The 15,390-nt window shown below is 52.2% G+C and carries 13 protein-coding genes; 9 read left to right on the plus strand and 4 right to left on the minus strand.

Translation table 11 applies throughout. The annotated features are described in order from the left end of the window. Nucleotides 1-123 precede the first annotated feature (123 nt). The 9 genes from glnL to ABXJ76_RS15975 all read left to right on the plus strand — a co-directional run bounded on the left by glnL (nt 124) and on the right by ABXJ76_RS15975 (nt 9,744). On the plus strand, nt 124-1,185 hold the full coding sequence (gene glnL / locus ABXJ76_RS15935; protein ID WP_432741881.1) for a nitrogen regulation protein NR(II): 1,062 nt from the start codon (nt 124-126) through the stop codon (nt 1,183-1,185). Then, nucleotides 1,178-2,587, plus strand: coding sequence for a nitrogen regulation protein NR(I) (gene ntrC, locus ABXJ76_RS15940; RefSeq protein WP_432741883.1), 1,410 nt, complete (start codon nt 1,178-1,180; stop codon nt 2,585-2,587). The genes glnL and ntrC overlap by 8 nt, the downstream gene beginning before the upstream one ends. Nucleotides 2,588-3,454: 867 nt before the next feature. Next, a complete protein-coding gene (locus tag ABXJ76_RS15945; protein ID WP_432741885.1) occupies nt 3,455-4,708 on the plus strand; it encodes a hypothetical protein in 1,254 nt (417 codons plus the stop codon). Continuing rightward, nucleotides 4,683-5,741, plus strand: a complete 1,059-nt coding sequence (locus ABXJ76_RS15950) for an Ig-like domain-containing protein (protein ID WP_432741887.1) — start codon at nt 4,683-4,685, stop codon at nt 5,739-5,741. Before ABXJ76_RS15945 ends, ABXJ76_RS15950 begins: the two co-directional genes overlap by 26 nt. A gap of 171 nt (nt 5,742-5,912) precedes the next feature. Then, nucleotides 5,913-6,635 (plus strand): hypothetical protein, encoded by a 723-nt coding sequence (locus ABXJ76_RS15955; RefSeq protein WP_432741889.1) that lies wholly within the window; start codon nt 5,913-5,915, stop codon nt 6,633-6,635. Between the two features lie 180 nt (nt 6,636-6,815). Then, nucleotides 6,816-7,853, plus strand: a complete 1,038-nt coding sequence (locus ABXJ76_RS15960) for a multicopper oxidase family protein (protein WP_432741891.1) — start codon at nt 6,816-6,818, stop codon at nt 7,851-7,853. 22 nt (nt 7,854-7,875) lie between these two features. Continuing rightward, a complete protein-coding gene (locus ABXJ76_RS15965) occupies nt 7,876-8,532 on the plus strand; it encodes an SCO family protein (protein ID WP_432741892.1) in 657 nt (218 codons plus the stop codon). Nucleotides 8,533-9,101: 569 nt separating this feature from the next. Continuing rightward, nucleotides 9,102-9,446 carry a response regulator gene (locus tag ABXJ76_RS15970; protein WP_432741894.1) on the plus strand — a complete coding sequence of 115 codons (345 nt, stop codon included), beginning with the start codon at nt 9,102-9,104 and terminating at the stop codon, nt 9,444-9,446. A gap of 49 nt (nt 9,447-9,495) precedes the next feature. Further along, nucleotides 9,496-9,744 carry a helix-turn-helix domain-containing protein gene (locus ABXJ76_RS15975; protein WP_432741896.1) on the plus strand — a complete coding sequence of 83 codons (249 nt, stop codon included), beginning with the start codon at nt 9,496-9,498 and terminating at the stop codon, nt 9,742-9,744. Here the strand turns inward: ABXJ76_RS15975 and ltrA are convergent. The 4 genes from ltrA to ABXJ76_RS15995 all read right to left on the minus strand — a co-directional run bounded on the left by ltrA (nt 9,737) and on the right by ABXJ76_RS15995 (nt 15,362). Next, nucleotides 9,737-11,107: a group II intron reverse transcriptase/maturase gene (ltrA, locus tag ABXJ76_RS15980; RefSeq protein WP_432741898.1), complete on the minus strand. Its 1,371-nt coding sequence runs from the start codon at nt 11,105-11,107 to the stop codon at nt 9,737-9,739. The two genes, ABXJ76_RS15975 and ltrA, sit on opposite strands and share 8 nt — an antisense overlap. Nucleotides 11,108-11,498: 391 nt before the next feature. Then, nucleotides 11,499-12,593 carry an RNA-guided endonuclease InsQ/TnpB family protein gene (locus tag ABXJ76_RS15985; RefSeq protein WP_432741900.1) on the minus strand — a complete coding sequence of 365 codons (1,095 nt, stop codon included), beginning with the start codon at nt 12,591-12,593 and terminating at the stop codon, nt 11,499-11,501. Between the two features lie 433 nt (nt 12,594-13,026). Then, nucleotides 13,027-13,218 carry a hypothetical protein gene (locus tag ABXJ76_RS15990; protein WP_432741902.1) on the minus strand — a complete coding sequence of 64 codons (192 nt, stop codon included), beginning with the start codon at nt 13,216-13,218 and terminating at the stop codon, nt 13,027-13,029. Next, nucleotides 13,215-15,362 (minus strand): hypothetical protein, encoded by a 2,148-nt coding sequence (locus tag ABXJ76_RS15995; RefSeq protein ID WP_432741904.1) that lies wholly within the window; start codon nt 15,360-15,362, stop codon nt 13,215-13,217. Before ABXJ76_RS15995 ends, ABXJ76_RS15990 begins: the two co-directional genes overlap by 4 nt. Nucleotides 15,363-15,390 lie beyond the last annotated feature (28 nt).

Consider the following 15,390-nt stretch of genomic DNA (forward strand, 5'->3'; position numbering starts at 1 on the left):
GGGAAAAAATCTTTTGCCCTTAGCCCTTAGCCTTTAGCCTTTAGCCTTTTCTCTGCCTTTGTCGGCCCACAAATTGCTTTAAAAAACGATAACACTCTTTCTTTAAACAACCTTAAGCAAGCCATGCATAAACGTATACTTGATCACCTTAATACCGCCATCCTGTTATTTGATCGCGCCCTAACGCTCACTTACATCAATTCTGCCGGTGAGATTTTGCTTGCCGACAGCTCGCGCCACTTGGTAGGCCTCGGCGCTTATGAGTTATTCAAGTCTTCCGATCCCGCGTTGCTGGTGAATTTGCAGCAATGCCTGACCATGGCGGAACCGCTGATGGACCGTGAGCTTATTCTGGATCGTATGACCCACAGCCTCACCATTAATTTGAGCTTAACGCCGTTATTGAAAAATGAGCGGGTCAACGAGATTCTGGTCGAATTGCAACAAGTCGATAATCATCTGCGCATATCCAAGGAAGAACACTTATTAACCCAGCAGAACACCGCCAGATTGCTGGTCAGGGGCTTGGCGCATGAGATCAAAAATCCGTTGGGCGGTTTGCGCGGCGCGGCACAATTGCTGGATCTGGAGTTACACGACCCGGAACTCAAGGAATACACCCAAATTATCATCGCCGAATCCGACCGTCTGCAAGGTTTGATGGATAAAATGCTCGGCCCCAACAAACTACCCAATAAAAAGGCCATCAATATTCACGAAGTGCTGGAGCGGGTCAGGCAGTTGGTTCAAGCCGAAGGAAGCTCCAGTCTCACCGTTAAATCCGACTATGATCCCAGTATTCCCGAGATCCTGGCCGATAAAGACCAACTGATCCAGGCTATTTTAAATATCGCCAAAAATGCCGTTCAGGCGCTGAATGGCGAAGGCGACATTAGCATCAGAACCCGGATTCACCGGCAAGTGAACATCGGTCGCAAGCGCTACAAATTAGCGGTCAAATGCGACATTATCGATAACGGGCCGGGCATCGACGCCGACATGATGAACCAGATATTCTACCCGATGATTACCGGACGCGCCGACGGCACAGGACTGGGATTATCCATAGCCCAAGCCTTGATCAATCAGCATAACGGTTTAATTGAATGCAATAGCGAACCCGGAAACACGGTGTTTTCAATCTTCTTACCGATTATTACCCAAGGGGAATCAGAAAATGACTAAAGCCGAAACTGTCTGGATCATCGATGACGACAAATCGATACGCTGGGTTGTCGAAAAAGCCCTGCAAAAAGCGGACATCATCACCCGCAGTTTTTCCGGTGCGGCCGAGTTGCTGAGTGCCTTACAGGACTACCTGCCCGATGCGCTGATTACCGATATTCGCATGCCCGGCATGGACGGACTGGAACTTTTGGACAAGATCCAACTGAGCCACCCGAATCTGCCGGTTATTGTGATGACCGCACATTCCGATCTGGAAAGCGCGGTCTCGGCATTCCATGGCGGTGCCTTTGAATACCTGCCCAAGCCCTTCGATATTAAGGAAGTCGTCGATCTCGCCCATAGAGCCTGTATTCATAGTCGGCAACAGCAAATCTCGGATTCCCCGACGTATGCGGCAGAAGAAACCACGCCGGAAATCATCGGCGAAGCGCCGTCGATGCAGGAGGTATTCCGCGCTATCGGCAGACTGGCCAGATCGCATATCACCGTACTGATCAACGGCGAATCGGGGACCGGCAAGGAACTGGTCGCCAAAGCCCTGCATCGCCACAGTCCCAGAGCGGGCAATCCGTTCATTGCGCTGAACATGGCCGCCATCCCCAAAGACCTGATGGAATCGGAACTGTTCGGCCATGAAAAAGGGGCTTTCACCGGCGCGCAATCACGCCGCGCCGGACGCTTTGAGCAGGCCGATCGCGGCACCTTGTTTCTTGATGAAATCGGCGACATGCCCGCCGAACTGCAAACCCGTTTATTGCGGGTGCTGGCCGATGGCGAATTCTACCCGGTCGGCTCATACGCCTCCGTTAAAGTCGATGTGCGTATTATTGCTGCCACCCATCAGGACCTTGAAACGCTGGTGGAGCAAGGGCGCTTTCGGGAAGACTTGTTCCATCGCTTAAACGTGATCCGCATCCACATCCCGCCGCTGCGTGAACGCAAACAGGACATTCCCTTGCTGCTGCGCCACTTTTTAAATCAGGCGGCGCTCGAACTGAATACCGAAATTAAAGTGTTAAAACCTGACGCGGAGGCTTTTTTAAGCACGTTGGACTGGCCGGGCAACGTCAGGCAATTGGAGAACAGTTGTCGCTGGCTGACGGTGATGGCCTCGGGCCGGGAAATTCATCTGCACGACCTGCCGCCCGAGTTGCTAGCCACGCCAGCAGAAAAAAATGCTGCCGAAAACGGCTGGGAAACCTTACTCAGAAACTGGATAGACCAACAGTTATTGCGCGGGAACGAGGCCGAAATCGCCAAACAAATCATCCCTGCTGTTGAGACTATTTTGATTGAAGCGGCGTTACACTTTACCCACGGCAAGCGCCACGAAGCGGCTATTTTATTAGGCTATGGCAGGAATACCCTAACCCGGAAGATTCAGGAACTGGGAATATGATTGTCGATCTATACACTTTCAGATAAAGAGAAATGATAACTTGTTAAGATACTGCGACAATATGTCACATTCCAATGTTCATCATTTATCGCTAATATACGTACAACTCTTGAGATGTAAATTTCCTCCTCGGAATTCAGAGTTTTATATCCTTCTCTAATGCGGCCTCATAGGCCGCATTTTTTTTGCCTACTGTTTAGGCAATCCAACCTGTACCCCACTAAATAGCTTGTTATATTTTGCGGGGATACCAAAATCCACTCATTATGTCCGCTCTATATCCATAGGACTTATGTGAATTACTCCTACCTAAAGCATAGCTATCTACACAAGTCACTACATCCCGACTGGACTGGCTGCCCATGCATCAATTTAAGAAAAAAAAACATGTCCTCGTTCCCTCGCGGGTGGCGTCACCGCTATTAGGTTAAGGGCTTGGCATTAGGTGGGCGCGAATAAATTCGCGCCCACACTATTCAGTCATCACTGTCTTTTCAGTCTAACTTAATGGCAGAGAGCGAATAACTTGTGTAGATAGCTATGCACCTGAAGGAAGGGGTTTTACAGACAAAATGGATAAATACCTATGCTCTATATCAGGTATTAACCTGAGTCCAAATCAGGGTTCCACCCGAGTTCATTTTCTTTGCTTTTCTTATACATTAATCCCAACGGAGTAAACCCTCAGACTGGTCGTCGGTGTTATTCGTTTCGTTTTCCGAAAGGAGTGTCGAACGGTGGTATTGATAACAAAAATTCAGTCGGGGAATGGACACAATGAAAAGCACAATGTATCTGGATGTTGTCGTCAATATCCAAATGCGCCTATTTGACTCTTTGCTAAGAATAACAATGAGGTAAATTCAAATGAAAACCAAACATACCGTAGCTGCGATAGCGCTCACTATGTTGAGCCTATCCGCTTATGCCGACCTGGCACGGGTCGGGCCGATTAACTTACCTTCCCCGGCAGGACACGGTTTTCCAAACTGGCATCAGGATTTGAACGGAACCGTCCTCGACTTATGCTTGCCTAATGCCAGCAATCCGGGCGCTGCGCAACAGAATGCCTGTTTGCTGGTCGGACCCGGCCTACCCGATCCGCCTTACAGTTTTCCAAACAACTTCCCCGATGAGGCCTTTTACTTTAATGCCACATCCTTATTGGATGTGCCTGGCGGCAAGCGCGCCACCCTGGTTCTGGCGCTGGAAGCAGCCTTCTTTGTAGGCGCGGTGGCTGTAGGCGATCAAATAACATTCACGCGCATCCGCGTATTTGCTGGCGTTCTGGAACCCGGCATTTACACCGTGACCCATTCTTACGGCGTCGAGACTTTCCCGGTTGATGCCGTTTCTGCCGGCAATAGCGATATCTGTTTCAGCGAAGACGTCGGCGTAACGCGCGGCGTGTTTGACGGCGCGCTCCAGAGCCGTCTGCAACGGTCCGCCAGCAGCGGTGGCGCGCCACTCGCACCGGTCACGCTTAACGGCGCTCAATTCCTGTCGAACGGGCTTGCCACGGAATTCATCACCGGCAGTCCCTTCGGCACCAACTATCTCGAGATCTGCGGCGAAACAGCCGCCGGCGCTCCCATTTTACTGGGAGACCAAGGGATCAGCGGTACGTGTCTTCGCTCCGACCAGTTCAGCCTGATGGGCCGCCTGCACAATTTTGTGGCAAGCCCAATCCCCAGTCCGCTGGATATCTACAATGGCTTCTACAAACGTGATGATGCTACCGGTACGCAGGTTGATGTGTATGCCCGCGACATCAAGGTATTGGCTTCTCAGCCTAATCCTTCATTGACAGCGGCTGCAGCAAACATAGCGCCTGTCAAGATGATCTCATTCGGCTCCACCGCGCTCGGGCAGTACTATACCCAAGGCATGGTGGATCCCAGCGGCAATTTGCCGGGTCCCGTATCGGTCATCAATAGCGCCGACACCCCGCCCAGCCTATTCACCAAGCATGTAGTCGATGTTGTGACGGCGGCTTCGGCGAATTACGCCAACCAGACGCTGACTGTAGTTGCGACCAGCAGTGACAAGGGCTTCGGAACCGGCCAACTACCGCCTGCACTGACGCTGGAGGGCTATGGCGACAGCCGTGTCAACCAATAACGGCAACGATCCGGCCGAAGTGACATTGACAGTGACCGGTGTCGACACACCGCCGGATACCGTTACCGTTAAATCGACTGCCGACGGCAGCGGGACATTCACCGTGGCGCGCGATCGGGTAACAACAATAGCCGGTGCTATCCCTGGGCCTGGCGTGCCGCTTGCCCTGAATGACAGCGCAACGGCAGAAGCAGGAGGTTCGTTCGTTGATATTCCGGTTACCGCTAACGATGTCGCGAATCCGGCAGCGCTGATCACCTCTGTGCAACTGGTTGGAGCGGCAATTCCAGCCGGCTCTGGCTCGGCGGCCGCTAATGGCACATCCATAACTTACACGCCGGGTTCTGTAAACGGCGATGTGACTTTCCAATATACGGCAGCCAACAGCGTCGGTCAGTCCAATGTGGCGACAGTAATTGTCGCAGTCGTGCCATCCGCAGCCGGGCCCGCTCCTATTGTTAATCCAGACGGACCGGTCAATGTGGCCATCAACCAGTCGGTAGTGATCGACGTTCTGGCCAACGACTCGGGCAATGGCGCTACGTTGAATCCGGCGCCGGTATTGGTATCCAACATCACCGGCGGCACGGTGTCTTCTCCTGATGCAACCGGCAAGGTAACTTTCGTGGGCGGTGCCACGGCAGGTAACTTCGGCTTCGATTACACCGTAGCCAATGACAACGGTCGTCAGGTTTCACCGCTTGCGCATGTCACGGTGACGGTCGTTAATACTGAAAACATCCAGACAACCGCATCGCAGTGCAAACGCATCAATGCCACTTCGGGAGAATGGCGCGTAACTGGAACCAGCACGGTACAGACTAACAACAATATCCAGTTGTACCTGGCTGCCTCTGTGCCAACCGACCTGAACACCAATAAACTGGGTTCAGCGGTCCCCGTAGTTGCAGGTACCCCTAACGGTACGTGGGACCTGCGGTTAAAACCAGGACCTGCCTGCACCGCACCGATCAGCTTGCGGTCATTAGCGACCGGCGCCACGAGGACAAATGTCGGCGTTACCATCAAGTAAACGCAAGGAACCAGAAACCGGCTCCGCAAGGGGCCGGTTTTTAAAGCCATACATTTAAATAATAACCCTATCGCCCAACCGCATGATGAGGCTATCGATCAGAAGCGCTGTTGAGCATCGAATAAAGAACGGTGAAAAATACTGTGTTAATACAGTTTCTTAAAAACTGTAATGAGGCGTGTCATGTTAAAGAAAATAATCAAGGTCACGAACATCAGCCAACGCGAGAAGACCGTCGCTCGCTATATGCAGGAAGTTAACGACATTCAAAAGGCCGGCATCACCCTGCGCGAATTATTCAAAATGGGTTTGACTGCAGGTATTGGCGGTCTGACCGCAATGGGTGGACGTCACTTTCTGCCCAATTTGGCTGAAGCGGCTAGCGTCGGTTTGATCAGTCCGCCCTGCAACAAGCCCTGGACGGAGCTGCTGCCGATCCCGAAAGCCTGCCTGTCGGTCGGATCAAATGTCGGTCCCACGCCGGAAAAAGGCAAATGCGACGAAAAACAGACGCTTTGGAATCCAGGATTGAATGATTTCGACGATTTCGAGGAAGCGCGCAACGAGGAGCATCAGCGCTGGGACGAGCTGGGCGGCCTGGATGCCTGTACGAAATACGAGCTGATGACCAAGGAAGTCGGCTGGAATTTTTATTCGACGGTGGAATACCCTGCATTCAACTCCAGGGTCTGGACCTATGTCGATATGAATTCGGATGCCGTCGGCGTGCTGCGTATCAATGCCCATTACGGCGAACCGGTACTCATGCGCATGTACAACGGCCTGCCCAAGGACAACAACGACAACCAGGGGTTCGGCATCAACCAGTGCACGCCGCACCTGCATAATGCCCATAACCCGCCGGAATCGGATGGCGGGCCGACCCGGTTCTAGGACTCCGGTAAGTGGTGGGACTACTGGTATCCCAATGTTCGGGCAGGCTTTGCCAGCACTCATAAAAACGGTACTGACTACAATGGAGCATGGTGTCCAGGCGACTGGAAGGAAACGCAAAGCACGCTGTGGTTCCACGATCACCGTTTCGACTTCACCGCCGCCAATGTCTATAAAGGCATGGCCTCCTTCTACACGCTGTTCAGCAACGGTATTAACCTCGATACCGGGGATGAATCGACCGATCTCAAACTGCCCAGCGGTGAATACGACATCCCGCTGCTATTCACCGACAAGGTGTTCGACCAGACCGGGCAGATGTTCTTCGACACCTTCAACCTTGAGGGCATCGTCGGCGACCACCAAACGGTCAACTTCAAGATCAAGCCCTTTATGAATGTCAAAAAACGCAAATACCGTTTCCGCTTCCTGGATGCCGGTCCCTCGCGTTTTATCGAATTGTTTCTGAGCAATGACGCCAAGTTCACGCGCATCGCCAATTGCGGTAATCTGCTGCCCAAGGCGCAAGTCGTTTCCAGCGTGCGCCTGGGCGTGGCCGAAAGGGCGGACGTAATAATCGATTTCAGCCAATACCCGCCCGGTACAGTAATTTACCTGGAAAACCGGCTGGAGCAGCTCACCGGCAAGGGCACCACGGGCAAGATTCTGCCTTCCAGCAGCAAGACCCAACTGCTCAAGTTCGTCGTATCCGGCGATCTGGTTGTAGATAACAGCGCATCGCTGAGTATGCTCCAGTCTCAGGTCATGGTGCCTATGCCGGCCAGAGCCAATCCGGTCAAGGTTCAGCGCCGATTCAAGTTTGATTCCAGCAACGGCGCCTGGACGGTCAATGGTCAGTTATTTGATCCCTCCAAAATCAGTGCGTATCCGGCAGAGGGTACGGCGGAACAATGGACGCTGGAATCGGGCGGCGGCTGGTCGCATCCGGTGCATACGCATCACGAGGAATTTCAACTGCTCAGCCGCAACGGCAAAGCCGAGAATCTGGCGATCGATGGTAAGTCCCGCAAGGACGTGGCCAGGATTGGCGATGGGGCCGTTGGCACGTCGGGAACTGGCTCGGTCAGCTACTACATGCAATATCGTGACTGGTACGGGGATTATCCATTGCACTGCCACAACGTCGTGCATGAAGACCACGCCATGATGATCCGCTTCCGCATCGTGCCGCCCGATGACTCCAAAGCCGGCAAGTAATCAACCGAACGAGGATACAGCCATGAACAAAAGAGAATTTATCAAAAATGTAACCGTTGCTTCTCTTGGCGCTGTGGGATTGGGTGCAATACCCCCGATATCAACTGCCGGGGAGCGCTCCCATTCAATCATGCCCAGCCGGGCCGAGCGTCGCAAAAAGTACTTCCCGAATGTGCCGCTGGTAACGCACGAGGGCGAGACAGTGCGGTTCTATGATGACCTGATCAAAGACAAGACCGTGCTCATTAATTTTATGTATGCGCGTTGTGCCGATATTTGCCCGGGCATGACCGCGAATCTGAAGCTGGTGCAGAAAGAACTGGGGGAGCGAATGGGGCGCGATATCTTTATGTATTCGATCACGCTTGAGCCGGAACATGACACGTCGGCGGCGCTGAAAGCCTATGCCGAGCTTTTTAGAGTCAGGCCGGGCTGGAAGTTTCTGACAGGCAAAAAAAGCGACATTGAGCTGCTGCGCAGGCAACTGGGATTTACTTTCTCGGATCCGGTGCTGGATCGGGACAAGACCCAGCACATCGGCGTCGTCAAATACGGCATCGAGCCGTTGAAGCGTTGGGGAACGTGCCCCGCCCTGGGTAATCCCAAATACATCGCCGAATATATTTACTGGATGGAACCCGGTGGGCTAAAACCGAAGCAGTCGGAGATGATGGGGTGAATCCGCATCAACAGGGAAGACGTCGGTTTAGCGCCATGGATGGCGAAGCCTATCCCTATGTGTTTTAAGTCAGAAATCCCGCAAAAGTGCGCATCAAAAAGGCCGTCCAGTTATCACTTTCTTACGCTCCGCTTTCGGCGGAAGTCTACGCGGCAAATTGCCATGCGTAACATCAGTTATATAAACATATGAAGCACATTTATCGACAAATTTAAGGGTGTGTTGGAGATACTCTAAAGGAGACAGGCCCATTGGACTGGTTCGGAAGCATTTTCGGGCCGGTCTTTTTTTTGCCTGAACAAAACCCGAAAAATCAACCGGCTGTCATTCCCTATTTTGGCGAAACCTCGTACTGGTACTTATTTATTGGCCAAGCAATTAAGCATACCATCAACCGCTCTAGGTAAATGTAGCGATGGTTTTCGTAACCGGCACACGAACTTCATTATATACAGTGATGATGTAGACGAATTTTAGTCCGCACTGCTTAAATAATATTTAAATTTGGGTTATCCGCGTAAGGATGGCCTCTTTCTAAAGACATCGAGGTATGCTGTGAGGGGATGGACATGTACAAGATTGCAATAATTGAGAGTGAACACATTATCAGGGAAGGATTGTGCGCTCTTTTAGCCAATGGCTCCGGTTTTACTGTCGATTTTCAGGCTTCTGCTCCTGTAGCGCTTTTTCGACAGGCTTGGCTTACTCCTCCTGACTTGGTTTTATTAGACATGATGATGCCAAAAAACTACGGCATAGAAGTGATAAAAGAAATAAAAAAACGCTGGCCAGCTACCAAAATTTTGATTTTCACTCTTAAAAGATACCGAAAAAGATATTTGCGCTGCATTCCGCGCCGGTGCCGGTGCCGATGGCTATATACTGAAAAACACAACAGTACCTCAATTAATTGAAGCGATAAAAAATTTTTTGTCAGGCCAGTATTACCTTTGCGCCGACATCTTGCCAAAGATTATCAATAGCTATCTTAAGGTAGAAAAAACACCCCAAGATAATCAGTTAAACTGGAACCTAACCAGCAGGGAGGCGCAGGTGCTGAAACTGATCGCCGCAGGGTACAAGAATAAAGATATCGCCGATAGTCTTTGCATCAGTTTGAACGGCATAGGGGGCAGCTTTAAGCTGCGCCCCTGCCACACCACCTGGCATGCGGGTCCGCACCAGGCGGTTCGAGAAGTTGAGGTCATGTGAGTTTCGGAATGCCAATGCTGTCAAAATAGCTCACCGTGAGGACTTTGTTCAAGGCAGAGCCACTGTGACTCCACCATCGACCACCACCACCCGCTGTTTGCAGGGCCAACTCGTGTGACGCGCCAAGCTTTCGTAGCCCACGATAGATTGTGGTGCCAGTCCGCCAGTGCTTCAGTTGAATCGCCCTGAGTCGATGTCGCAGCCAAGAGTCCAAATCTTTGAACGTCGTTGGCGTTTGCGCCAGTCGGAAGTAGGCCTTCCAGCCGGGCATATACGCTTGCAGTTGTTCAGCCACTTGAGCCATGCTTTGTCCACCCACCCGGCGTGTGATGAGCCTGATGCGTTGCTTAAACGTGTCGAGCGCCTTGGGTGCCACAGCAATTTTGACCGTATCGCCTGACCACCGCCGAAGGCAGTAGCCAAGGAACTTGCGCCCAAATACCGGACCCACCTCGGTTTTCTTCTCGTTCACCCGAAGGTGCAGCCTCTCATACAGGTTCCTCAGAAAGCGAAGCACCCGCTCGCCGGCTTTCTGACTGTGCAGGTAAACATTGCAGTCATCGGCATATCGGGCGAATCGATGTCCCCGTTTCTCCAAAGCCTTATCCACTTCATCGAGCAACACGTTGGCCAGAAGCGGCGACAGCGGCCCGCCTTGTGGCGTCCCCTGTTCTCGCTCCATCACCATACCCTTGGCCATGATCCCGGCTTGTAGATACCGCCTGATCAGCCGTAGAACGGCCTTGTCGGCAATACGTTTGGCAAGCCTGTCCATGAGGATGTCGTGATTAACCAGATCAAAGAATCTCTCTAAATCCACATCGACCACAACCCGGTAGCCTTCTTGCGCGTATTGCTGTGCTTTGAGCACTGCATCATGCGCACTTCGGCCAGGTCGAAAGCCATAGCTGGACTCTGAAAAAGTCGGATCGATCAGCGGCTGCAAGACTTGCAGCAAGCCCTGTTGGATCAGTCTATCGACAACCGTCGGTATCCCCAACTCCCGCGTACCACCTGCCGGTTTTGGAATTTCCACGCGCCGCACGGCTTGAGGCCTATACGTCCCGTTTAAAAGCTCTGACCGGATTCGTGGCCAATGGGTCTTGAGGAATTCCGGAGTCTGCCCGATAGTCAGTCCATCGACACCAGCACTTCCCTTGTTGGCTTTGACGCGTTTCCACGCCGCAGCCATGTTCTCACGCGAGAGAGCCTGAGCAAGCAAGTCCTCCCGCCCCAAGCCTTCTTGTTTATGAAACGCCGGACGTGTTTCATCGCGTGCCGCATCGGCTTGGGCTTCACCCTTGCCGGTCACGACCCGCTCCGGTTTCCCGGACTTCTGATGCAGTACATTTCCAAGATTCATAACTTTTCAGCTCTCCTTCTCGTTTGGCCCTTCGCTGGTCACCCAGCTACTATGGCCTCTGCTGACTTCTCGTCCCGGCTTACGCCGTCGCCCTTTCAGGCGTAAAACGAGATCTCCCCAGGTAAGAACGTGATCCTTCCCCGCACAACCGCCAGATCTACGCCACCTCTCATTGACCACAAAAGCTTCGCAGTAATGTGCCTGCTCGCCTTGATTGGACGCGCCTCATATCTGATTTTTGTTCATCGGCTCACGGTTTCTTTCCACGCTTCCTTCCCACGCTCAGTCACCTTTGCGCAGTTGCGCTTCCATTCGCTCGCTGTGGTCAGCTCACGGGAGGACTTTCACCTCCGAGATCGCGCCCATGCTGGGCGCACACATCCTCCCCGACCTAAAGGACGGGGATTCCTACCGCTAGACGCTTATGCCCAAGCGCGAGAATGTTCATAGCCGCATTCATATCTCTATCATGCGTCGTGCCACACTCGGCACACGTCCATTCTCTTATTCCAAGTCCCGCTCTACCTTTCGGACTACTGGCGCTTATGCAGCCGCAGCACGAACAGGCTTGGGTAGTGTACGACTCGTTGACTTCTATAAACACGCCTTGCGTCGCTATCGACTTATATTCAAGTTGTGTTTTCAGCATCGCCCAGCCTGCATCTAAAACGGACTTTACCATTTTAGTTTTCGCAAGGCCGGACGCGCTGACGTTGCCGACGACGATTAAACTGTTTTCTTTAACTACTTTGTTGCTGAATTTATGGATTGCATCCTTGCGTCGATGCTTAATCTTGGCGTGAATCGCCTTAATGCGCTTTTTATCCTTAGCCCGTTGCGCTATGCCCATCTTTGACTCTAAATTCCGGTAGCAGTCTTGGCGCTCCAAAGTATCGCCATTGGAACAGGTGGCTGTGGTCTTTAAGCCAAGATCAATGCCTATTTGACCGCCTTCCGCTGGCCTGATGTCAACATCAACATGCACCACGATATTGAAATACCAGCGGCCGCGCGAATCCTGGCTAAAACAGCCGGAACGAAAATCAAACTGGCTCAAGCCGTAGCTATCCCAGACCTTGAAGTAGTGACCGGCATAGCGGATCTGACCGTTCACCCATGTAGCCGCGCCTGATTTGAATGGAACCCAGCCTAATGCGCGTCTGGCTCCACCAGAGCAGCGCCAATTGAGCTTGTTTTTCTTGAATTGCTTTCTGGCTTTGGCATGAACGGCAATGGTTTCCTGAACCGCCGTCGAGTCGATGATCATGCCGCGCTCTTTGCGAATGCCTTTCAAGTCTTTCATCAGCTCAAACGCCGAGGTGCCACAATTTATGTAGCCGACTTCCGGCACAGGAACCCATGAAAACTCAGCCGAATACGCATTAGCAGCATTCCAAACCTGATTGACATCAAAAGCCATGCGATTCAACACACAGGCGTGTTTATCGCGGACTCTGACTGACAAGGTTCTGATTACGGGTTTCATGGTCGCCAACATACGGCCTGTCGATTGCGCTGTCAAAAAAAATCAAAAGCACACCTTACATCCGCGCCCTGAATGACAGGGCTTTACGGTGCTCTTTGGTAAAAACTGTAGAGACACATCGTGCCACGTTAATGAGGAAATTTAATGCTCATAATGTAGCCACATTGTTATCGGTTACAAACCAGACAGATCCCCGTTCTTCTCCGCAGCTCTGGTAAGGCCTTTATCTTTTTCTTTACTCTGCTGCTGTCAAATAAATGCGCTAGTTCCTGATCAGTGCACCGACTTCTATTTTTCGGCATTCCATTTAAACCGGGACAATCCTTTAAAATTTGATAGCACTGATGTTATCTCAATGTAGAAGCGATGCCATCATCGGGACGAAGGCGTCGCTCCGACAAGGATCTCAACTGTCCCGGTTTACGTTAGAAACCTATCTTTCTACCCGGAATACTCCCCACAAACCATTATCAAACTGGAACGATGCTTGATCCCGATACAGATAATCACCGGGGGTACCGTAATAGCCGCTCGCTCCGTTGGTTAACAGCAGATTAAGATGACTACCAGCACCTATGCCGGGCTCAGAACCTTTCCATTCAGACCAGTTATTTTTACCCATCACCGTTGTTGATCCGTTGGTATAGGGTTCTTCCTGCCAACCGTGCCCACATGCAACTGGAATACGTGGTTACGCGCGTGACCGCCCGGCTGCAACACACGCAGCCGAACGCTATCGCCGACTTTAGACTTGAATACCGGAGTTTCTGCGGGGCCTTGCAGTACGTTGGTGAAGTCTTCGTTGTGGGTTAACCCCAGTGCCGTTTCCGGAGTAAATCCCATCCGCGTCCACAGCGGTTCGGTCTTGTAGTTGAAGGCTTTCTGACCGGAGTCTTCGGAATCTTCAGACTGGGCAGTGTTTGGCACCGGCATTCCATTCTGCTGTAGATTCAGGTCGTCCTGAAAAATCAGCACATGTTCCCTGAATTTACCCTTTCCATCAGCCAGCGTAACCGTTGCCGAGGCGCGCGAGTCAACGTCCTCGACCCAGGTCGAACCCAAGGGTTCGACGATCATCGCGGCGATAGCACCCTTGCTGGTTTGCTTGATACGATCCGACGGCATCAAGTTGATTGCGCCGTATTCTACCGGCTCGGCAAAAAGGCGCTCTGAATTAACCTTGGCATTAGAATCGGTTTTAACCGTCATCCTACCCGCATACCATTTATAGCTGACCGATTTACCAGGTGCTGCGATGATTGAATCGCCTTTCCATAAAGTCCAATTCGAGCCCACACTCAAACCGCCGCCGGTCAGCGCATCAAACTCCAGCAATTGCGGGGTTAATCCTACATAACTGGAAGGCAGTATATCGTTATTGTTGAAGCCTTCAATAATCATCGGCAATGTGCTATAGCCGTCAGCTTGGGTGTCGTTTAGATCTGCAGGAAGATGGTTGACCAAATCCAGCTTAATGCAGTCCCCTGCTTTGGCGCGAAGAATCAGAGGTTCTATGGGAACACCGGGTTTCAGCCGGTTTGTTTTAATGTTCAAATCCTGATCACGTACATACAGCATAGCGCCTCGATCTTCGATTCCGGCACTGTAGTTATAGACCAGAGGACCGCCCAGCACATCCTGAGCCAGGAAAGCATGAACCTTGAAGCTAACCACAGGCGCATTAGTCGGGCAGACGCCGTTCATACCCGCGCAATTCGGATGACCTGCTTTACCTCCGGCACAGGTCATCAGCGGCAGCGCTGTCCCATTCGGATTGCTCGACAATTTCGCCAAAGTCGGCGTGGGATACTGTGTGGAGAAGGTTCCTTTGCCGTTATAAGCGCGCCGGATTCCCCAGAGGCCGTTCCAGATGTCGTCGGTCGCTGTGCCGGGGAAATAGGCGGGATCGGCCCACGGCGTTCCCGGCTTAACCGCGTCTACTGCCGGTATCTCAAACTCAAAGTGCTCGGAAATGCCCAGCATCTGCGAGTTTTTGTAGCCGGAGTCTTTCAGGGATGGCTCGAACAACCATTTGACGCCGTGTGCGCTGAAGTTATGCCCTTCTTCATGGGCTCCCATTAAAATCCTGATCTGAACTTTATCGCCGGAATAGGCTTTCAATAACGGGGTAAACGGATCGCCGGGCATGACATTCTTGGTTAATGGCCAGGGAAAAAACGCTGGTTGACTGTTCAATGCGGTAATGGCGCGATCTGTCCGCGACTCGAAAGCGAACGAAAGATCGCCCGGCTTACCGCTTGCCTGACCATTTACGCCATTATGTATGCGTTGGGCTATCGGTTCGTTTCGATAGTTTACGGTCATGGTGCCGGGATCTTCGGCGGAAATAGCTTCAGGGCAAGGCCTGGGAGCGCCGCCTTCACAGGTTGGCGCCACTGCCAGCAAATTATGCAGCCCGTCTTCCATTTTTCCGGGTGGGTTAACCGGGGTACCGTCAGGCCGGTAGGCGAGTGAAAAATCGCCCATTTCCAGCATAAACTCGCGGTAAGGTTTTTCGCCATTACCCGGTTCGATGGTGGCCTGCCAACTGGTCGGGCCGCCGTCGCCTCGACCGCCCAGAACTGCACCGGTTTCATTATGTTTCCATATTGAACCCACCGGTTCAATAACCAGTCCGGCATAAAGTCCGGGATGTTGATGAGTTGAGGGCCCGAAGTGGTCATGGGTAAATACCGTGCGTAGCGTCCGATCTTCCCCTACATTGTTGACGACATCATCTGCGTACCAGCGCTGTATTGTGGTTTGCACACAGGTCCCATTGCCTTTTTCAAATCCT

This window comes from Methylobacter arcticus, assembly GCF_050917435.1.
GTDB classification, from domain to species: domain Bacteria; phylum Pseudomonadota; class Gammaproteobacteria; order Methylococcales; family Methylomonadaceae; genus Methylobacter_A; species Methylobacter_A titanis.